This window comes from Streptomyces sp. NPDC059373 (genome assembly GCF_042751495.1).
In the GTDB taxonomy this organism is placed as follows: Bacteria; Actinomycetota; Actinomycetes; order Streptomycetales; family Streptomycetaceae; genus Actinacidiphila.
Map to the genome: position 1 here is coordinate 38,037 of NZ_JBHYXC010000015.1, position 19,205 is coordinate 57,241.

17 protein-coding genes are annotated in these 19,205 nt (G+C 72.2%); 4 read left to right on the forward strand and 13 right to left on the reverse strand.

Annotated elements, in window-relative coordinates; genetic code table 11:
- Positions 1–8: 8 nt before the first annotated feature.
- Positions 9–503: an ATP-binding protein gene (locus ACFXJ5_RS21115; protein WP_384632982.1), complete on the forward strand. Its 495-nt coding sequence runs from the start codon at positions 9–11 to the stop codon at positions 501–503.
- Between the two features lie 229 nt (positions 504–732).
- On the opposite strand, the gene ACFXJ5_RS21120 is transcribed toward ACFXJ5_RS21115, so the two are convergent.
- Genes ACFXJ5_RS21120 through ACFXJ5_RS21150 form a run of 7 tightly spaced genes read right to left on the reverse strand, consistent with a single transcriptional unit; the run spans position 733 to position 8,443 of the window.
- Positions 733–1,392 (reverse strand): SRPBCC family protein, encoded by a 660-nt coding sequence (locus tag ACFXJ5_RS21120; protein WP_384632985.1) that lies wholly within the window; start codon positions 1,390–1,392, stop codon positions 733–735.
- Positions 1,393–1,405: 13 nt separating this feature from the next.
- Positions 1,406–2,500, reverse strand: a complete 1,095-nt coding sequence (locus ACFXJ5_RS21125; protein WP_384632988.1) for an XdhC family protein — start codon at positions 2,498–2,500, stop codon at positions 1,406–1,408.
- Positions 2,493–3,617, reverse strand: a complete 1,125-nt coding sequence (locus ACFXJ5_RS21130) for a VWA domain-containing protein (protein WP_384633274.1) — start codon at positions 3,615–3,617, stop codon at positions 2,493–2,495. Before ACFXJ5_RS21130 ends, ACFXJ5_RS21125 begins: the two co-directional genes overlap by 8 nt.
- Positions 3,618–3,622: 5 nt before the next feature.
- Positions 3,623–4,633, reverse strand: a complete 1,011-nt coding sequence (locus tag ACFXJ5_RS21135) for an AAA family ATPase (RefSeq protein ID WP_384632991.1) — start codon at positions 4,631–4,633, stop codon at positions 3,623–3,625.
- Positions 4,633–5,490, reverse strand: a complete 858-nt coding sequence (locus ACFXJ5_RS21140; RefSeq protein ID WP_384632993.1) for an FAD binding domain-containing protein — start codon at positions 5,488–5,490, stop codon at positions 4,633–4,635. The genes ACFXJ5_RS21135 and ACFXJ5_RS21140 overlap by 1 nt, the downstream gene beginning before the upstream one ends.
- Positions 5,487–7,883, reverse strand: coding sequence for a xanthine dehydrogenase family protein molybdopterin-binding subunit (locus ACFXJ5_RS21145; RefSeq protein ID WP_384632996.1), 2,397 nt, complete (start codon positions 7,881–7,883; stop codon positions 5,487–5,489). Before ACFXJ5_RS21145 ends, ACFXJ5_RS21140 begins: the two co-directional genes overlap by 4 nt.
- Positions 7,880–8,443, reverse strand: coding sequence for a (2Fe-2S)-binding protein (locus tag ACFXJ5_RS21150; RefSeq protein ID WP_384632999.1), 564 nt, complete (start codon positions 8,441–8,443; stop codon positions 7,880–7,882). The genes ACFXJ5_RS21145 and ACFXJ5_RS21150 overlap by 4 nt, the downstream gene beginning before the upstream one ends.
- Before the next feature lie 116 nt (positions 8,444–8,559).
- Between ACFXJ5_RS21150 and ACFXJ5_RS21155 the strand changes: the two genes are divergently transcribed.
- On the forward strand, positions 8,560–9,084 hold the full coding sequence (locus ACFXJ5_RS21155; RefSeq protein ID WP_384633001.1) for a hypothetical protein: 525 nt from the start codon (positions 8,560–8,562) through the stop codon (positions 9,082–9,084).
- Positions 9,085–9,204: 120 nt separating this feature from the next.
- Here the strand turns inward: ACFXJ5_RS21155 and ACFXJ5_RS21160 are convergent, their stop codons facing one another.
- Complete coding sequence (locus tag ACFXJ5_RS21160; protein WP_384633277.1) at positions 9,205–10,548, reverse strand: MFS transporter; 1,344 nt, start codon at positions 10,546–10,548, stop codon at positions 9,205–9,207.
- A 352-nt stretch (positions 10,549–10,900) separates the two neighbouring features.
- Here ACFXJ5_RS21160 and ACFXJ5_RS21165 point away from each other — a divergent pair, with 352 nt between their 5' ends.
- Entirely contained in the window at positions 10,901–12,391 is a 1,491-nt protein-coding gene (locus ACFXJ5_RS21165; protein ID WP_384633004.1) for a carboxylesterase/lipase family protein, read from the forward strand.
- 7 nt (positions 12,392–12,398) lie between these two features.
- Here ACFXJ5_RS21165 and ACFXJ5_RS21170 read toward each other — a convergent pair whose 3' ends face one another.
- Positions 12,399–13,097, reverse strand: coding sequence for a dienelactone hydrolase family protein (locus ACFXJ5_RS21170; protein ID WP_384633007.1), 699 nt, complete (start codon positions 13,095–13,097; stop codon positions 12,399–12,401).
- 118 nt (positions 13,098–13,215) lie between these two features.
- On the opposite strand from ACFXJ5_RS21170, the gene dapB reads away from it, so the two are divergent.
- Positions 13,216–14,025: a 4-hydroxy-tetrahydrodipicolinate reductase gene (gene dapB, locus ACFXJ5_RS21175; protein WP_384633010.1), complete on the forward strand. Its 810-nt coding sequence runs from the start codon at positions 13,216–13,218 to the stop codon at positions 14,023–14,025.
- 63 nt (positions 14,026–14,088) lie between these two features.
- Here the strand turns inward: dapB and ACFXJ5_RS21180 are convergent, their stop codons facing one another.
- From ACFXJ5_RS21180 to ACFXJ5_RS21195, 4 genes are read right to left on the reverse strand one after another with little or no spacing between them, the layout of a single operon-like run.
- Complete coding sequence (locus tag ACFXJ5_RS21180; RefSeq protein ID WP_384633012.1) at positions 14,089–15,537, reverse strand: MFS transporter; 1,449 nt, start codon at positions 15,535–15,537, stop codon at positions 14,089–14,091.
- Positions 15,534–17,324, reverse strand: coding sequence for an IucA/IucC family protein (locus ACFXJ5_RS21185; protein ID WP_384633015.1), 1,791 nt, complete (start codon positions 17,322–17,324; stop codon positions 15,534–15,536). Before ACFXJ5_RS21185 ends, ACFXJ5_RS21180 begins: the two co-directional genes overlap by 4 nt.
- Positions 17,321–17,890 (reverse strand): GNAT family N-acetyltransferase, encoded by a 570-nt coding sequence (locus tag ACFXJ5_RS21190; protein ID WP_384633018.1) that lies wholly within the window; start codon positions 17,888–17,890, stop codon positions 17,321–17,323. Before ACFXJ5_RS21190 ends, ACFXJ5_RS21185 begins: the two co-directional genes overlap by 4 nt.
- Entirely contained in the window at positions 17,887–19,200 is a 1,314-nt protein-coding gene (locus ACFXJ5_RS21195; RefSeq protein WP_384633021.1) for a lysine N(6)-hydroxylase/L-ornithine N(5)-oxygenase family protein, read from the reverse strand. Before ACFXJ5_RS21195 ends, ACFXJ5_RS21190 begins: the two co-directional genes overlap by 4 nt.
- Between the last annotated feature and the right edge of the window lie 5 nt (positions 19,201–19,205).

Consider the following 19,205-nt stretch of genomic DNA (forward strand, 5'->3'; position numbering starts at 1 on the left):
GAGTACCGATGACCACACACCCGGCGATCCCGCCGAGCCTTGCCCTGCCGGAAGGCCCTGGGACGCGTTTCGCGGCCTGCGCGCTGGGCGGCGACCTCCACGCGGCGGGCGCGGCACGGCAGTTCACCCGATCCACCCTGCGCCGCTGGGGGATGCCCGAGGTCGTCGACAACGCGTCGATCGTCGTGTCGGAGATGCTGACGAACGCCGTCCGCTACGGACTGGACAACCCGTCAGATGTCCTGCTCTCATCGCGGCCACTGTGGCTGGGCCTGCTGCGCCGGGGGCCGTCCGTGCTGTGTACGGTCTCCGACCCCGGCACCGAGGTCCCGGTGGTCAAGGAGCCCGACTTTCTCGCCGAGAGCGGGCGCGGACTGCACATCATCGACTCGCTCAGCGAGTCATGGGGCTGGACCCCGCCGGACAACGCGGGGAAGTCGGTGTGGGCGATGATCTCCGGCCGCTCCTGCGGGTCGGCCTCACCCCACCCCGGACAGGACTGAACCTGCGAGGAGGGCTCCCTTCGCCGGCATTGTCCGGATCAGGTTGTGGAGGTCGCTTTCCGGTCTCCCCGACCATCAAGCCTCTCAGCCCGCCCGTCGATGTCGGCAACGGCGGATGCTTTCTGCTCACGCTTCCGTCGAAGTCGGCTACGCCGGGTGAACTCCCTCGCTCGCCTCGCAGGCCACTAATCAATCTACTCCGTTTCGAGTCTGGCAAAAGGGTTCAAAGCTACTTTTTTCGTGATTTTTTGAACCGCCGCAGGGCGGCGACCAGCGCACCCAGGACGGCCAGGACCGCGGCTCCGGCCGCCGCCCGCTTGGCGACCGGGATTCCCGCCGTACGAAGCAGGTCGATGGGCTCGGTCGGGTAGGGCGCGGTCCCGCCGGTGAGGGATTCCTGGGGTTGCCCGGGCTGCTGAGGATGCTGCTGAGGTTCCTGGGGTTTCTCCGTCAGCCGCCCGGACAGGCAGTCGGCGAACTGGCCGATGATCTTGTCGCCGACGTCCGCCATCACCCCGCGCCCGAACTGGGCGGGCCGCCCGGTCACCGTCAGCTCCGTGTCGACGGCGACCGCCGTGCCACCGTCGTCGCGGGCCGCCAGGGTTCCCGTGACCGTCGCGCGGGCGGTGCCCTGACCGCGTACCTCCTTGCCGGAGGCGGCCAGGACGATGCGGTGGGCGGTCTCGTCCTGCTCCTCGAAGACGGCGGTGCCCCGGTAGGTGACGGTGACCGGGCCGACCTTGACCTTCACTCCCCCGGTGACGGTCTTGCCGTCGTAGTCGTCAACCGTCGCGCCCGGCATGCAAGGGGCGACCCGCTCGATGTCGAGCAGTGCGCGCCAGGCCTCGTCGACCGGGACGGGGACGGTGAACTCGTGGTGCAGCTGCATCGTGATCGGCTCCTCACGGGTGGATCGCTCCGGCGGTCGTGGTCAGCGGGGCGCCGCTGCCGCCCCAACGCAGCGCGACGATCTCCGCCGCGACCGAGACGGCCACCTCCTCGGGCGTGCGGGCGCCCAGGTCCAGGCCGATGGGCGAGCGCAGCCGCGCCAACTCGTCGTCGCGCAGCCCGGCCTCGCGCAGCAGCTTGAGCCGGTCGTCGTGCGTACGGCGGCTGCCCATCACCCCGATGTACGCGGCCGGGGTGCGCAGCGCCACCTCCAGCAGGGGTACGTCGAACTTGGGGTCGTGCGTCAGCACGCAGACCACCGTGCGGTCGTCGGTGCCGGTGCCGCGCAGATAGCGGTGCGGCCAGTCGACGACGACCTCGACGCCCTCCGGGAAGCGCTTGGGCGTGGCGAAGACCGGGCGGGCGTCGCAGACCGTGACCCGGTAGCCGAGGAAGGCGCCGATACGGGCCACGGCGGCGGCGAAGTCGATGGCGCCGAAGACCAGCATGCGGGGCGGCGGGGCGAAGGACTGGAGGAAGACGGTCACGTCGTCCTCCCGGCGTTCGCCGCGCGGGCCGTAGTGCCGGCTCACCGTCGTGCCGAGCGCCAGTTCGCCGCGCGCGTCGGCGGTGACGGCGGCGTCGAGGCCCTCGGTGCCCAGGGTTCCGGAGACGGCGTCGGGCCGGACGGCGAGCGTGGCGCCGCGCGGAGCGGGGCCGTCGGTCACCGTCGCCGTGACGACGGGGCGGTGTCCGGCGACGGAGGCGCTGACCTCGCCGAAGGACGGGTCGGTGGCGGGTGAGACGGGCCGTACGAGGAGGGTGATCTCGCCGCCGCAGGTCAGGCCGACGGCGAAGGCGTCCTCGTCGCTGTAGCCGAAGGTCCGCAGCCGGGCTTCGCCGGTCTCCACGACCTCTTTGGCGAGTTCGAAGACCTCGCCCTCCACGCAGCCGCCGGAGACGCTGCCCACGACCTCGTCGTTCGGGCCGACCGCCATCGCCGCGCCCGGGCCGCGCGGCGCGCTGCGGCTGACCGCGACGACGGTGGCGAGGCCGAAGGGCTCCCCGGCCTCGTACCACTCGCTCAGTGCCGGAAGGATCTCACGCATCGGCCGCACCGCCTCTCACGACCCCCGCCAGCTGTTCCAGGGCGGCAAGGCTGTGGCCTGCCACGAAGGCGTCAACGCACGGTAGCGCCGCAGCCATGCCCGCCGCCAGCGGAGCGTAGCCGGGGCGGGCCTTGCGCGGGTTGGCCCACACCACCCGGTGCGCCAGGCGGTGCAGCCGGCGCATCTGGGCGGCCAGCAGAGCCGGGTCGCCGCGCTCCCAGCCGTCGGACAGGAGCACGACGACGGCGCCCCTGGCCATGCCCCGCTGCCCCCAGCGGTCCAGGAAAGCGCGCAGTGTCTCGCCGAGCCGGGTGCCGCCGCTCCAGTCGGGCACCGCCGCGCCGACGGCGGCCAGCGCCGTGTCCGGATCGCGGTGCGACATCTCGCGGGTGATCCGGGTCAGCCGGGTGCCGAGGGTGAAGGTCTCCGTACGGGCCGCGCGCGCCCGGTTGCCGTGCGCGGCGGCGTGGGCGAACCGCAGCAGGGCGTCGGCGTACGGGGCCATCGAGCCGCTCACGTCCAGCAGCAGGACGACCCGGCGCGGCTTGACCGCCCGTGCCCGGTAGCGCAGCCGGGCCGGCTCGCCACCCCGGCGCAGCAGCTCCCGTACGGTGCGCCGGGGGTCGACCGCGCCGCGCCGGGCCGGACGCCGCCGGGCACTGCGGCGCGGCTCGCCGGCGAGCGCGAACGCGGCCAGCAGGCGGCGCAGTTGGGCCCGTTCGGCGGCGGTGAGTCCGGCCAGGTCGCGGTGCCGCAGCACCTCGGTGGCGCTGGCCAGCGCGGCGGCGGGCGGGGCTTTTTCGGGGTCCTGGGTGCCGGGCCGTTCGCCGGTCCGGGCGACCGGTCGCAGGCGCGGCTGGGGCCTGGGGGCGGGGCGCGTACGGTGCCGCGGGGGCGGGGCGCCGTCGAAGTAGGCCGCGAAGACCCGGTCGTAGCGGTCCAGGTCGTCCTGGCTGCCGCAGAGGGTGAGCCGGCCCGCCCAGTAGGCGTCGGTGCGCCGCCCGGGGCCGAGCAGGTCGAGCGCCGCGAGGAAGTTCTGGGTCCGGTCGGGGCCGGCGTCCACCCCGGCGGCGCGTAGGGCCCGGGCGAATCCGACGACGGCGGAGGTGACATCCATGGCGGTCACCGCGGTCGTGCTCCCCCGGCGGCGGCCAGCAGCTCCGACAGGTCCAGCGACCGGGCCCGTTCGGCGTCCTCCCGGTATTTCAGTACCGAGCCGAGGGTGGCGACCGCCAGCTCGGCGTCCAGCTCCGTGGCCCCGAGCGCGTCCAGGGCCTCGGCCCAGTCGATGGTCTCGGCCACCCCCGGCGGCTTGAGCAGGTCCTCGTCCGCGCGCAGCGCCTGGACGACGGCGGTCACCTGCGCGGCCAGGCGTGCGGTGACCTGCGGTTGGCGTCTGCGTACGATCGCGAGCTCACGCTCGAAGTCCGGGTGGTCGAACCAGTGGTAGAGGCAGCGCCGCTTCAGGGCGTCATGCACTTCGCGGGTGCGGTTGGAGGTGAGGACGACCACGGGTGGCGACTGGGCGCGCAGGGTGCCGAGTTCGGGGACGGTGACCGAGTACTCCGAGAGCAGTTCGAGGAGGAAGGCCTCGAACTCGTCGTCCGCGCGGTCGATTTCGTCGATGAGCAGGACGCTGGGCTGGGTCTCCAGGGCTCGGAGCAGCGGCCGGGCCAGCAGGAAGCGACGGCTGTACAGCTCGCTCTCCAGGCGCTCGACATCACTGATCCCGGCTGCCTCGGCGGCCCGCAGGTGCAGCAGTTGGCGCGGGAAGTCCCAGTCGTACAGCGCCTGGGCCGCGTCGATGCCCTCGTAGCACTGCAACCGGATCAGCGGCGCCTCCAGGACCTGGGCCAGGGCGGAGGCGAGCGCGGTCTTGCCGGTGCCCGCGTCGCCCTCGCAGAAGACCGGGCGGTGCAGCCGCAGGGCCAGGTAGCAGGCGATGGCGAGGCCGTCGTCGACCAGGTAGCCGGTCGCCTGCAGACGGGACTTGAGGGCCTCGGGGCTCTCGGGAACGGCGGATGGGGCCGGGCCGGCGGCCGCGCCGGACGGTTCCCGCCCGGCGGCGCGGCCGGGGTCGGTGGAGGCCCCGATCCCGCCACCGGGCGACACGCGACCGGCACGGTCGGCCATCAGGCCAGCCCCGCCGCCGTGCTGACCGCCCGCCGGGTGAGGACGCGGGCGAGGTGCTCGCGGTAGTCCGACGAGCCGGCGAGGTCGGAGCCGGGGCGGGTCCCGTCGGCGGCGGACTCGGCGGCGTGGGCGATGGCGCCCGGGTCCGCGTCGGCCCCCGCGAGTGCGGCTTCGGTGGCCGTGGCCCGCAGGGGCGTCGGACCCATGTTGGTCAGGCCGATGCGGGATTCGGCGATGCGGCCGTTGTCGCGGCGGACGGCGGCGGCGACGCCGACGATGGCCCAGTCCTGGGCGATGCGGTTGAACTTCTCGTAGTGGAAGCCCCAGCCGTCGAGCTTGGGGACCCGGATCTCGACGAGAAGTTCGTCGGGCCGCAGGGCGGTCTGGAGATAGTCGGAGAAGAAGTCGCGGGCGGGGATGGTGCGCCGCCCCTGGGGGCCCGCCGCGACGAGCTCGCCGTCGAGGGCGAGGACGACGGCGGGCAGGTCGCCTGCCGGATCGGCGTGGGCGAGGGAGCCGCCGAGGGTGCCCCGGTGGCGTACGGCGGGGTCGGCGACGGTGGCCGTGGCGGCGGCGAGCAGGCCCGCGTGGCGGCGTACGAGCGGATCCCGGACGACGTCGTGGTGAGTGGTCATGGCCCCGATGACGAGGGAGCCGCCGTCCTCGCGGACGCCGCGCAGGCCGGGGATCCGGCCGACGTCGACGACGAGTTCGGGGAAGGCGAGGCGCAGTCGCAGGATGGGCAGCAGGCTCTGGCCGCCGGCCAGCACCTTGGCCTCGTCGCCCGCGTCGGCGAGGGCCCGGACGGCTTCGTCGACGGTCGTGGGGCGTGCGTAGTCGAAGGCAGCCGGGATCATGACGCGTCGTCCTTCCGCTCGTGTGCTCCCCGGGCGTCCTGGACGGCCCGCCAGATCCGCTGCGGGGTGCACGGCATCCGTACGTCCGTGACGCCGAGCGGCCGCAGCGCGTCCATGACGGCGTTGACCACCGCCGGGGTCGAGGCGATGGTGCCTGCCTCGCCGACGCCCTTGACGCCCAGCGGGTTGGAGGTGGCGGGGGTCTCGGTGCGGTCGGTGAGGAAGTCGGGCAGGTCGGCGGCGGACGGCACGAGGTAGTCGGCCATGGTGCCGGTGACGAGATTGCCCTCGGCGTCGTAGACCGCCTCCTCGTACAACGCCTGGGCGATGCCCTGGGCGACGCCGCCGTGCACCTGCCCCTGCACGATCATCGGGTTGATGACCTTGCCGACGTCGTCGACGCAGACGTAGGAGCGGATGCGGGCGCGGCCGGTCTCGGTGTCGACCTCGATGGCGCACAGGTGGGTGCCGTGCGGGTACGAGAAGGTCTCCGGGTCGACGAGGTGCTCGGCGTTGATCGTCGGTTCCATGCCCTCGGGCAGGTCGTGCGAGGAGAAGGTCGCGAAGGCGACCTCCTGGATGGTCTTGCGGGCGTCGGGCGAGCCCTTGACCGAGAACACGCCGTCGGTGAACTCCAGGTCGTGTTCGTTGGCCTCCAGCAGGTGTGCGGCGACCCGGCGGGCCTTGTCCACGACCTTCTGCGCGGCGTGGTGGACGGCCACGCCACCGACGACCAGTGAGCGGGAGCCGTAGGTGTCCATGCCCTGGGGTGCGATCTTGGTGTCGCCGTGGGCCACTTCGATGTCGTCGAAGGGCACGCCGAGCACGTCGGCCGCGATCTGGCTCCAGCAGGTGACGTGGCCCTGGCCGTGCGGGCTGGTGCCGGTGATCACCTCGACCTTGCCGGTGGGCAGCATGCGGATACTGGCCGCCTCCCAGCCTCCGGCGGCGTAGCGCAGGTCGCGCAGCACGCGGCTGGGCGCGAGGCCGCACATCTCGGTGTACGTGGACACGCCGATGCCGAGCCGGACCGGGTCGCCGCTGTCGTTGCGGCGGCGCTGCTCGGCGCGCAGGTCCTCGTAGTTGAAGAGGGCGAGCGCCTTGTCGGTGGCGGCCTCGTAGTTGCCGCTGTCGAAGGTGAGGCCCGCTATCGCGGTGTACGGGAACTCCTCGTGGCCGATCCAGTTGCGGCGGCGCAACTCGACCGGGTCGAGTCCGAGTTCGGCGGCGAGCTCGTCCATGGTGCGCTCGATGGCGAAGGTCGCCTCGGGGCGGCCGGCCCCGCGGTAGGCGTCGGTGGGCGTCTTGGTGGTGAAGACGCCGGTGCAGGTGAACCGGTAGGCGTCCATCTTGTAGATGCCCGGGTACATGAACGCGCCGAGGAGCGGTGTGCCCGGCGTGATGATCATCAGATAGGCACCCATGTCGGCGAGCAGGTCCACCTTGAGGCCGAGCAGCTTGCCCTCGCGGGTCGCGGCGATCTCGATGTCCTGGATCTGGCCGCGGCCGTGGTGGGTGGCCTGGTAGCCCTCGGAGCGGGACTCGGTCCACTTGACGGGGCGTCCGAGCCGCCTGGCCACGGCCAGGGCGACGGCCTCCTCGCGGTAGACCTGGAGTTTGGAGCCGAAGCCGCCGCCGACGTCCGGGGCCACCACCCGCAGCTTGTGCTCGGGGATGCCGGTGACCATGGACAGCAGTACGCGGGCCACGTGCGGGACCTGGGTGGAGGAGTAGAGGGTGTAGTCGCCCGATGCGGCGATCGGGGTGGCGACGACCGCGCGCGGCTCCATGGCGTTGGGGATGAGCCGCTGCTGGATGTACCGGCGGCGCAGCACGACGTCCGCGCGCTCCCTGACCGTGTCGTAGTCCTCGCCGGTGGCGAGCGGCCAGGTGTAGCAGCGGTTGGTGCCCTTGTCGGAGTGCACGAGCGGGGCGCCGTCGGCGAGTGCGGCCTCCATGTCGAGCACGGCAGGCAGGGGCTCGTAGTCGACCTCGATCGCCTCCAGCGCGTCGGCCGCCGCGTAGCGGTCGCGGGCGATGACGACGGCCACGATGTCGCCGGCGTAGCGGACCTCGTCCAGGGCGAGCGGCGGGTGGTCGGGCAGGACGATGTCCTCGGTGACGGGCCAGACGCAGGGCATGGAGGCGAGTTCGTCGGCGAAGTCGCGGCCGCTGAAGGCGGCGATGACGCCGGGCCGCTCCAGGGCGGGCGACACGTCGATGCGCTCGATGCGGGCGTGTGCCATGGGGCTGCGCAGGAAAGTCATGTGCAGCAGGCCGGGCACGGTGATGTTGTCGGTCCAGTTGGTCTGGCCGGTGACGAGGCGGGCGTCCTCCTTGCGGACCCGGGAGCGGCCGACCTCACGGTCGCGCCCGGTGAGCTGGTCGGTCATAGCCGCGCCTCCTGTCCGGCCGCTGTCGTTGCGGTCGCCGTGACTTTCGGCTCGGTCGCGTGCTCCTGTACGGCGCCGGGCTCGGGCGCGCGGCGGCGGCGCTCCTCGGCGGCGGCCGCCAGGACGGCTCGCACGATGTTCTGGTAGCCGGTGCAGCGGCAGAGGTTGCCCTCCAGGGCGTGCCGGACCTCTTCGGGACCGGGGTCGGGGTTCTCCTTGAGCAGGTCCCGGGCGGCCATGATCATGCCGGGGGTGCAGTAGCCGCACTGCAGGGCGTGCTGCTGGTGGAAGGCGGTCTGCAGCGGATGCCATTCGCCCCCGGTGGCGAGCCCCTGGATCGTCGTCACCTCGCCGCCGTCCGCCTGGACGGCGAGGACCGAACAGCTCTTGACGCTCTCCCCGTCCAGGTCGACCGTGCAGGCCCCGCAGTTGGTGGTGTCGCAACCGATGGGGGTCCCGGTCAGGCCCAGGCGGTCTCGCAGGTAGTGGACCAGGAGCAGGCGGGGTTCCACCTCGTCCTCGTAGGTCGTGCCGTCCACCTTCACCGAGATACGGGTCATGTGCCCTCCCAAGGGGCGTGGGCGTGATGAGGTCCCCCGTTCGGATGTGATGTGCGCCACTCTAGGCCGCCGCGGTGACCCTTGCCTGTCCTCAGGATCGGCGTAAGTTTGATTACATGATTACGACAGAGCAGAGAGAGGCGCTGCGCGGCTGGATCGCCGGGCGGCTGCCGGAAGGACTGTTCGTCGAGCTCCTGGACGTGACCGTGGACCGCGAGGAGATCACCGTCATCGGCCGGATCCCGGAGCCCGACCTCGGCGCGGAGGCGTCACAGGTGGAGCGCGACGAGGCACGGATCGGCCGCGCCGCGGAGTTCCGGGAGCGTACGCGCGACGAGCGCATCACGGTGGCCCGCGAGGCCGAGCGCCGGTTCGGCCGCAAGGTGTCCTGGGGCGTGGAGGTCGGCGGCACCCGGGTGCTGTTCACCACGGTCTCGGCGCCGGTGATGACCCGGCTGCGCCAGCCGGAGCGCCAGGTGCTGGACACGCTCATCGCGGGCGGGGTCGCCCGCAGCCGCAGTGACGCGCTGGCGTGGTGCGTACGGCTCGTACAGCGCAACGCGGACGACTGGCTCGGCGAGCTGCGCGAGTCCCTGGAACACGTACAGCGGGTGCGGGAGCAGGGGCCGGACGCGGCATGACGGCAGCCGCTCCCGAAGTCCGCGAAGCGGTGCGGGGGCGGCGTCAGGAGTGGGCCACGGCATGAAAGCGCCGGGTGGGCGGGGATCAGGCTCCGCTCACCCGGCGCTGGACCGGGGATGTCAGACGGTCGCGGTCTCGCGGGCCGGGGCGGTGTGGCCGGCCGGCTTGAGGCCGAGCTCGGCGGTGGGGACCCGGTAGGTCTCGCGGGCGGTCGCGGCGGCGATGGCGCTGATGACGCAGAGGACGGAGGTGAAGGCGGCGACGGCCACCCAGTTGTCGCCCTTGGGGCCGGCGATCTCGGCGGCGAAGCTGACGGCGAAGCCGGCGATGGCGAAGCCGATCTGGGTGCCGATGGCCATGCCGGAGAGGCGGACGCGGGTGGTGAACATCTCGCCGTAGAAGGAGGGCCAGATGCCGTTGGCCGCGCTGTAGACGATGCCGAGGGCGAGGATGCCGGCCAGGAAGATCAGCGGGTAGCTGCCCGTGGAGATGGCCCACAGGTAGACGAAGGCCATCACGGCGCTGCCGAGCGCGCCGATGAGGAAGACCGGCTTGCGGCCGATGCGGTCCGACAGCTTGGCCCACAGGGGCAGTACCAGCAGGGCCGCGCCGTTGGCGGCGACGGCGACCCACAGCATGACCGAGCGGTCGAGGCCGACAGCCTCGCTGGTGCCGTAGGAGAGCGCCCAGACGGTGAAGATCGTGGTCACGGTCGCGATGACGGCCGCCGCGACGACGCGCAGGACATCGGCCCAGTGGTGGCGCAGCAGCTCGGCCAGCGGAAGCTTGGCCACCGCGTTGTTCTTGGCCGCCTGCTCGAAGACCGGGGTCTCCTCCAGGTTCCGGCGGATGATGAAGCCGACGATGGTGACCAGCGCACTGGCCAGGAACGGGATGCGCCACCCCCAGGTCAGCAGCTCGTTCTCGGGGAGGGCGGCGACGGGGATGAAGACCAGGGTGGAGATGATCTGGCCGGCCTGCGTGCCGTTGAGGGTGAAGCTCGTGTAGTACGCCCGGCGGTCCTCGGGGGCGTGCTCCAGCGTCATGGAGTTCGCGCTGGCCTGCTCACCGGCGGCCGAGAGGCCCTGCAGCACGCGCAGGGTGATCAGGAGCGCCGGCGCCAGGCCGCCGACCTGGGCGTACGTGGGCAGACAGCCGATGAGGAAGGTCGCCAGGCCCATCATGATCAGCGTGGAGACCATGATCTTGCGACGGCCGAGCCGGTCGCCGATGTGCCCGAGGAAGACCGCGCCGATGGGCCGGGCCGCGTACGCGACACCGAAGGTGGCCAGTGACTGGAGGGTGGCGGATGCGGTGTCCGAACCGCCGAAGAAGACCTTGGGGAAGATCAGGGCAGCGGCGCTGCCGAAGATGAAGAAGTCGTAGTACTCCAACGCGCTCCCGATCCAGGCGGCGAAGGCGGCCTTCCGGGGCTTGCCCTGCGGCTCGGCGGGTCCGGCCACAGCGTCGTGAGCGGTCACGTGGGGCTCCTCTGGTGAGGTTGTCGAGGGTAACTGGCGGCGCGGTCTGCCCGGAATGCCATGAGATGGGCATGGGGGACGGACTGCGGGGACGGCGCCGGTCGGGTGAGCTGGCGACCTAATGTACGCACTGGATAGTTAGTACTGCGTTCTCACGGATGCTCGGCCGCACGGCGGGCGCCTGTCAAGGGTTTCGGCGGGGTTTTTGCAACCGCAAATTTTTCTGGCGTTAATCGAGGCGTAACAGTTATTCCGGGCCTCTTCCCGTCCGAGGGGCGCTCCGGCTATAGATAACTCACTAGTTCGTACATTGTTCGCGAAGGACGGTAGCTCCATGCCGACAGCACAGGTGGAGACGGCAGCCGGACTGGTCCGGGGACTCGCCGGCGACGCCGTGTTCGCCTGGAAGGGCATCCCGTACGCGGCTCCGCCGGTCGGGCCGCTGCGCTTCCGGCCGCCCTCCCCCGTCAAGCCGTGGCCGGGGGTGCGGGAGGCCGTCGGCCACGGACCGCAGGCCGTGCAGTTCTCCGGGGCGGCGGGCCCTGACGTGGAGGGCGACGAGGACTGCCTGACGGCCAATGTATGGGCGCCGGCCGACGCGTCGGGGCCGCTGCCCGTCCTGTTCTGGATCCATGGCGGGGCCTTCCTGCACGGCAGCGGGAGGCTCTACGACGGTGCCCACCTCGCCCGGAGCGGTCAGGTGGTGGTCGTGACGGTCAACTACCGGCTCGGCCCGCTCGGCTTCACCGGGACCACGAATCCGGCCCTGCTGGACCTGGTGGCGGCACTGGAGTGGGTGCGGGACAACATCGCGGCCTTCGGCGGCGACCCCGGCCGGGTGACGCTGTCCGGACAGTCCGCCGGCGGCATGCTGACCACGACCCTGCTCGGGGTGCCCGCCGCGCGGGGGCTCTTCCACCGGGCCCTGGTCCTCAGCGGCGGCGCCCGCAATGTGCACACCCCGGACCAGGGTGCCGAGGCGGCCCGGCGGCTGCTCGACGCGCTGGGCGTGCCGGCGGACCGGTTGCCGGGGCTGCCGGCGCGGGCGCTGCGCGAGGGCGCCGCGAAGGTGGTCGCCGGGGCGGGCGACGCGGTGCTGCGGGGCGACGACTTCCGGCCGGTGGTGGACGGCGAGGTGCTGCCGCGTGCGCCGCTGACCGCCGTGGCGGAGGGCGAGGCGCGCGGGATCCCGCTGTGGGTCAGCCATGTGCGGCACGAGATGGACATCTTCACGGGCCCGCCGGCCGCGCCCTGCCTGCCCGGTACCGACGCGGCCGGCCGCGACCGGCTGGGCGAGGCGCGCTGGGCGGCGCTCGGCCGGTCCTACGCCGCCGCGGCTGCCGACGCCGCCGCGGCCGCCGACCTCGATGCGGCCGCCGACCTCGATGCCAAGCCCGGCCGCGACCCGCACCTCGACCTGCTGGACGACGTCATGTGGTGGCTCCCGGCGCTGCGGCTCGCCGAGGCCCAGCACGCGGCCGGCGGCCAGGTGTGGTTCAGCCGCTTCGACCACACCCCGGGCCTGCCCCCGTACGACCGGCTCGGCCCGACCCATGGCGCCGACAACCGCTGCCTGTGGGGCAGCCCGCCGGTCTTCAACAACCTGCCGGGCCTGGCGCCCGCGCCGCCGATGAGGCCGGCCGACCTGGCCGTCGCCGGGCAGGTGCAGGGCGCCGTGCTCTCCTTCGTACGGGGTGAGGCTCCGGAGTGGCCCGCGTACGAGCCGCAGGGCCGGGCCACGCGGATCTTCCAGGACCCGCCGCGTGTGGTGCGCGACCCGCACCGCGAGCGGCGGCTGCTCTGGAAGGACCTGCCCGAGGTGTGAGGCGGCGTCAGCCGAGCCTGCGGTGGAGGAAGTCGATCGTGCGGGACCAGGCGAGTTCGGCGGAGGGCCGGTGGTACGCCTCCGGGCGGCCGTCGTTGAAGAAGGCGTGGCCGGCCGGGTAGAGGTGGAACTCCGGGGTGATGCCGGACTGCTCCTCGATGGCGGCGCCCAGCCGGCTGAGCGACTCCGGCGGGACGGTGTGGTCCTGCTCGCCGTAGTGGCCCAGGACGTCGGCCTTGAGGTGGGAGAAGTCCGGCAGCGGTCCGGGGATGACCCCGTAGAAGGGCACGGCCGCGCTGACGCGCGGGTCGCGGGCGGCGAGGGCGATCACGAAGCCGCCGCCCATGCAGAAGCCGACGGCGCCGACCGTGTCGCCGGTGGTCTCCTCCCGGGAGAGGAGGTGGCCCACGGCGCCGGACAGCAGGTCGACGCCGCGCTCGGTGGGCAGCTGCGACATCATCCGGACGGCCTCGGCCGAGTCGTGCGCGACCTTCCCGCCGAAGAGGTCGGGGGCGAGCGCGACGAAACCGGCCTGCGCGAGGCGGTCGGTGACGTCCGCGATGTGGTCGGTGAGGCCCCACCACTCCTGGATGACGATCACGCCCGGGCCGTGGCCGGCGGGCGGCAGGGCCAGATAGCCGTGGGCGGTGCCGCCGGCGCTGGGGAAGGAGACGTTCTGGCGGGCTTCGGAATGATCTGCGGACACGTTTCTGCTCCCGGGGGGGGTGGAGGGTGACGCTCGGTCATGTCGGCCCGTACAACCGGGCCGACTGCCATGATCTTCCGGTCGGTACCGAATATCGAAGACACGGAGGCGATGACCGATGGGCGAGTTGCGGGTGTGCGTGGCCGGAATCACCGGCTGGACCGGCGAGGCGGTGGCCCAGGGCGTACTCGACGCCCCTGGCCTGCGGCTGAGTTCCGGGGTCGCACGGTCGGCGGCCGGCCGCGAGCACCTCGGCGTCCCGGTGTACGGGACGGTGGAGGAGGCGCTCGACTCCGGGGACGGCGTGGACGTACTCGTCGACTACACCTCGCACGCGTCGGTGGGCGCGCATGTCCGGGCGGCCGTGGCCCGGGGGGTGAACGTCGTGGTGGGCTCGTCGGGGCTTTCCGCCGAGGAGTACAAGGAGATCGGCGACCTCGCCGCCAAGCACGGCGTCGGGGTCGTCGCCTCCGGGAACTTCTCGCTCACCGCGGCCATGGCCCAGGCCGCCGCCAAGCTGGCCGCCCGTCACCTGCCGCACTGGGAGATCATCGACTACGCGTCCGACGGAAAGCCGGATGCGCCCAGCGGCACGGCGCGCGAGCTGGCCGAGCAACTGTCACAGATCCGCCGCCCCGAGTACGCCATCCGCCCCGAGGACACCGCCGGGCACCCCGAGGCGCGGGGGGCCTCCGTCTCCGACGTACAGGTGCACTCGGTGCGGCTGCCCGGCTTCGTGCTGGCCGTGGAGACGGTGTTCGGGCTGCCGGACGAGCGGCTGGTCATCCGGCACGACGCGGGGAGTTCGCCCGCGCCGTACGTGGCCGGGACGCTGCTCGCGGTACGGGCCGCCGCGGGGCGCCCCGGGCTGGTACGCGGCCTGGACACGCTGCTGCTCGACGGCCCGGTCCCGGCCGACGCGGGCTGAAGTGCCCGGTGCGGTGGCTGCGAACGTTCGCCGGGTTGCGCAGCCGCCGGCTGCGCTTTGTCCTCAATCGCCGGACGGGCTGACTTTCAGCCGCAGCAGCAGTGCCGTGACGCAGCCGCCGAGCAGGATCGCCGCCGCACCGGCGAGTTGGCCGGTGCGGAGGGCAGCGGCGAAGGCGTCCATGGCGGCGGTGCGGGCGGCGGGGGTCCGGGCGGCGGCGAGAGCGGCGGGGAGGGAAGCCGCGGCGGCGAGGGCGGTGAAGCGGGAGTTCAGGACGGCGCCGAGGGCGGCGACGCCGAGGCTGGTGCCGAGTTCGGACATGGTGCCGTCGATGCCCGCGCCGGCGCCGGCGCGCTCCGGGGGGATGGAGCCCATGACGGCCTCGGCGATGGCGGGGTTGGCGAGGGCGCAGCCGACGCCCATGAGGACGAGGCCGAGGAGGAGTACCCCGTAACCGCCGTCGGTGACCGTGGCGACGACGGTGAGCCCGCCGGCCAGCAGGGCCATGCCGACGGCGATGGCGGGCGGCAGCCCGATGCGGCGGATCAGCCGCGCGCAGACGCCCGTGAAGTTGAGCAGGACGATGGTGAGCGCGAAGGGCGCCGTGCGCAGACCCGCCTCCAGCGCCGAGTAGCCGCGTACGAACTGAAGTTGCTGGGTGAGCAGGAAGAGCGCTCCGCCGCTGCCGAAGGTGATCAGCACAACGCCCGTGACGGCGCCGGCGAAGCGCCGGTCCTGGAGGAAGCGCAGGTCCAGCATGGGGTAGGGGGTCCGGCGTTCCCACAGCGCGAAGGCGCCCAGTGCGGTGCCGCCCGCCAGGGCCGCAAGCAGGACCCTGCCGGAGCCCCAGCCGGCGTCGGGCCCGGAGATGATCGCGTACACGACGGCGGTCACGCCGGCCGTGGACAGCAGGGCGCCGGGCAGGTCGGGGCGGTCACCGCTGGGGTTCTTCGACTCGGGGACGAGGGCGAGGACGGCGAGGGCGGCGACGAGGACGACCGGGAGGTTGACCAGGAAGATCGCCCCCCACCAGAAGTGGGCGAGGATCAGGCCGCCGATGGGCGGGCCGGCCGCGAAGCCGAGGGCGTTCGCGGCGGCCCAGACACCGATGGCGCGGGGGCGTTCGTCGGCGTCGAAGATCTGCATGGCGACCGCGAGGGTGGTGGTCACCAGCAGCGCGCCGCCGACGCCCATCCCCGCCCGCGCCGCGATCAACTCGCCGGTGGACCGGGCGAGTCCGGCCGCGGCGGATCCGGAGCCGAACAGCGCGAGTCCGGCCAGCAGCAGCTTCTTGCGGCCGTAGCGGTCGGCGGCGCTGCCCGCGGAGAGCAGCAGGCCTGCCTGGACGAGCGAGTAGGCGTTGATCATCCACTGGACGTCGGCGGTGGACGCGTCCAGCTCCCGGGTGAGGGAGGGGATGGCGACGTTCAGGACCGTGTTGTCGAGTACGACGGTGATCTGCGCGAGGCAGATCACCGCGAGGACGAGCCACCGGGTCGGGAGGCGGGTCACCGTCGTTCGAAGGGGGCGATGGGGTTCTTCAGGGTGCCGACCATCTGCAGGGCCGCCGAGGGGTCGGCGAGGTCGAGCATCTGCTGGTTGTTGCGCAGCTGAAGCCGGTTGAGGCAGGAGAGCGCGAACTCCTCCGCGAAGATGTCGTATCGCTGGATCTTGTCCGCCAGGTGGGGCACCGACGCCTGGTAGTCGGACACGCACTCCGCGACGGTCCGCCAGAAGGCCGTCTCGTCGAGCGTCCCCTCGGTGACGAGAGCGGCGTTCAGGAAGCGGAGGAAGCAGTCGAAGACATCGGTGAAGACCGACAGGATCTTCTCGTCCTCGGGCACCTCGACGCGGATGCGCAGAACTGCCGGCGGCAGGGTCGCGTCCGGGTCCAGTACGGCGATCTCCTCGGCGATGTCCTTGAAGATCACCCGCTCGACGGTGCCGCCGTCGAGGACCAGGATGACGTTCTCGCCGTGGGGCATGAAGACCAGGTCGTAGGCGTAGAGGCTGTGCAGCAGCGGCGTCAGGTAGGCGTCGAGATAGCGCCGCAGCCACACCTCGGGGGCGAGGCCCGACCGGTCGATCAGCGCGGCCGCCAGCGAGCGGCCCTCGTGGTCGGTGTGGAGCAGTGAGGCCATGGTGGCCAGTCGCCGGCCGGGCTCCAGGGCGGGTACGGGGCTCTCGCGCCAGAGGGCGGCGAGCATCTTGCGGTACGGAGAGTAGCGGTCGGTGGCGGCTTCGTACTGGCGGTGGTGGTAGCCGACGGCGGCCCGCTCGCGGATGATCGTCAGGCGGGTGGCCCGGAAGACGTCGTCGCTCGCGATGAGGCCGGCGAGCCAGTCGTTGATGGCCGGGGTCGCCTCCATGTAGGCGGCGGACAGGCCCCGCATGAAGCCCATGTTGAGGACGGACAGCGCGGTCTTCACGTAGTGCTTGGCGGGGTCGCTGGTGTTGAAGAAGGTACGGATCGACTGCTGGGCGAGGTAGTCGTCGTCGCCGGGTCCGAGCGGGACGAGGCGGCGCTGGGCGACCTCGGCGGCGAAGGTGACCGACAGCTTGTTCCACCACTGCCAGGGGTGGACGGGGATGAGGTGGTGGTCGGCGAGGTCGAGGCCGAGTCCGGCCATCACGTCCGCGAAACGGGCGAGGGTGGGGCCGCCGAGTTCGTCCCGCATCAGCCGCTCGTAGTCGATGTCGGCGGCGGAGGTGAAGGTGGAGTGGTCGCGGTGGGCGGCCAGCCAGAGCAGCCGGACGGGGCTCGCCGCCTCGGGGGCGTACGCGTGGTATTCGTGCACGCCGAAGCCGAGCCGCCCGTTGTTGGCGACGAAGCAGGGGTGGCCCTCGGTCATTCCGGTCTCGATGGCCTGGAAGTCGGCCTTGGCGAGTTCGGCGGCGGTGACCGGCTCTTTGGTGAGCTTGTAGGCCGTGCCGGACAGGGTGGAGCTGATCTCCTCCAGGTAGACCGGCAGGACGGTGTCGCCCAGGCCCAGGGAGCCGTGCAGTTCGATGACGAAGTCGACCGCGTCCAGGGGCAGTTCGGTGCCCCCGTGGTGGCGGGTGATGCTGTCGGCGGCTATCTGCCAGTGGTCGAGGGTGAGGACGCGGGCGGCGAAGCGGTACTCGACGGTGCCGTCGTCGCTGCGTACGACGTAGTGGTCGCCCGCCTTGACGGGGGTGAGCAGCCGTTCGTGGGAGAACTCGGCGAGGGCCTTGCGGACCAGGAGCCGGTTGGCCAGGGCCCAGTTGTCCGGCGTGAGGTGGGCGACGGCCGCTGACGCTGTGGGGGTGGTGATCACGAGGTGGTTACTCCGGCGTTCAGGAACTGGTCACGGGTGCAGACGCTGAGCAGGGCGTCCTTCTCGGGCTTCGCGATCGTGTCGACGACCTCGAAGCCGACGGCGGCGTTGAGCGCGTGGACCGCCGTGTTGCGTGTGTCGGGCTCCACCACGACGCGGCGGGTGTCCGGGTCGGCGAACAGCAGCTCCATGACGGTGGTGATGACGGCCCGGGTGAAGCCGTGGACCGGGGTGGCGGCCGGGGCGCAGAGGAAGTGCATGCCGACGTCGCCGTCCCGGTGGTCGTACAGGCCGACGAGCTCGACCTCGGCGGGGTCGTAGCGCTCGACGAGGAAGGCGGGGCGGCCTTCGTGGAGGCCGATGTAGGCGTCGTGGTGCGGGTGTTCGGCGATCTTGCGGTATTCGTACGCGACCTGGGCCGGGTCGGCCTCGCCCATCAGCCAGAAGGAGGCCTTGGGGTGGGTGACCCAGCTGTGCAGCAGTGCGGCGTCGGCTTCCGGGTCGAGGGGACGGACGGCGAACCGGCCGAGCACGGCGTCGGTGCGGCTGAAGATGATCTCGCTCATCGGATGACGCCCTCCGGTGCGCCGAACTCCTGGAAGGCGATGGCCTTTTCGACCGGGTAGTGCTCGCGGCCCAGCAGCTCGCGGATGATCCACGCGTTGCGGTAGGGGCCCATGCCCAGGTCGGGAGAGGTGAGGCTGTGGGTGTGGGTGGCACCGTTCTGCAGGAAGATGCCGCGCCCGGTGGTGTCGATGCTGTAGTTGCGGGCGACGTCGAAGCGGCCTCGGCTGTCCCAGCGGATGCGGTGGCGGACCGGCTCCAGGAAGGCGGGCGTGCGGTAGCGGTAGCCGGTGGCCAGGACGAGGCCCTGGGTGGTGAGCTCGAAGTCCCGTTGCTGCTCGGCGTGGTGGAGGCCGAGGGTGTAGCCGGCCGAGGTCGCGTCGTACGAGGCGCTGGTGAGGGCGGTGTTGGTCATCAGCCTGGTCGGGACGGGGCCCTTGACGCTCTTCTGGTAGAGCAGGTCGAAGATGCCGTTGATCAGGTCTGCGTCGATGCCCTTGAACAGGCTCTTCTGTTCGGCTTCGAGGCGGTAGCGGGTGTCCTCGGGGAGGGCGTGGAAGTAGTCCACGTACTCCGGCGAGGTCATCTCCAGGGTGAGCTTGGTGTACTCCAGCGGGAAGAAGCGCGGGGAGCGGGTCACCCAGGTGAGCCGGTAGCCGTGGGTGTCGGTGTCGGCGAGCAGGTCCGCGTAGATCTCGGCGGCGCTCTGGCCGCTGCCGACGACGGTGACGCTGTCCTTGGCCTGGAGCGCAGCCTTGCCGTCCAGGTAGCCGGAGTTGTGGATGAAGTCGCCGCCGAGGCCCTGGCAGGCGTCGGGGATGTGCGGCGGGGTGCCGGTGCCCAGGACGAGGTGGCGGGCGCGGTGCCGGGTGGTTTCGCCGGTGGCGGTTCGGACGGCGTGGACGGTGTAGAGGCCGTCGGTCTCGTCGTACTCGACGCGGGTCACCTCGTGGCCGAAGCGGACGCTGCGGAGTTTGGCGGCGGCCCAGCGGCAGTAGTCGTTGTACTCGCTGCGCACCGGGTAGAAGATCTCGCGGATGTAGAACGCGTACAGCCGGCCGGATTCCTTCAGGTAGCTGAGGAAGGAGTACGGGGACGTGGGGTCGGCCAGGGTGACGAGGTCGGCCATGAACGGGGTCTGCAGGGTCGCGGAGTCCAGCAGCATGCCCGGGTGCCAGTCGAAGTCCGGCTTGCTCTCCAGGAAGAGGCCGTCGAGCTCGCCGATCGGCTCGGTCAGGCAGGCGAGGCCCAGGTTGTAGGGGCCGAGGCCGATGGCGATGAAGTCATGGGGGGACGGTGGGTGTGTCGGCATGGGGG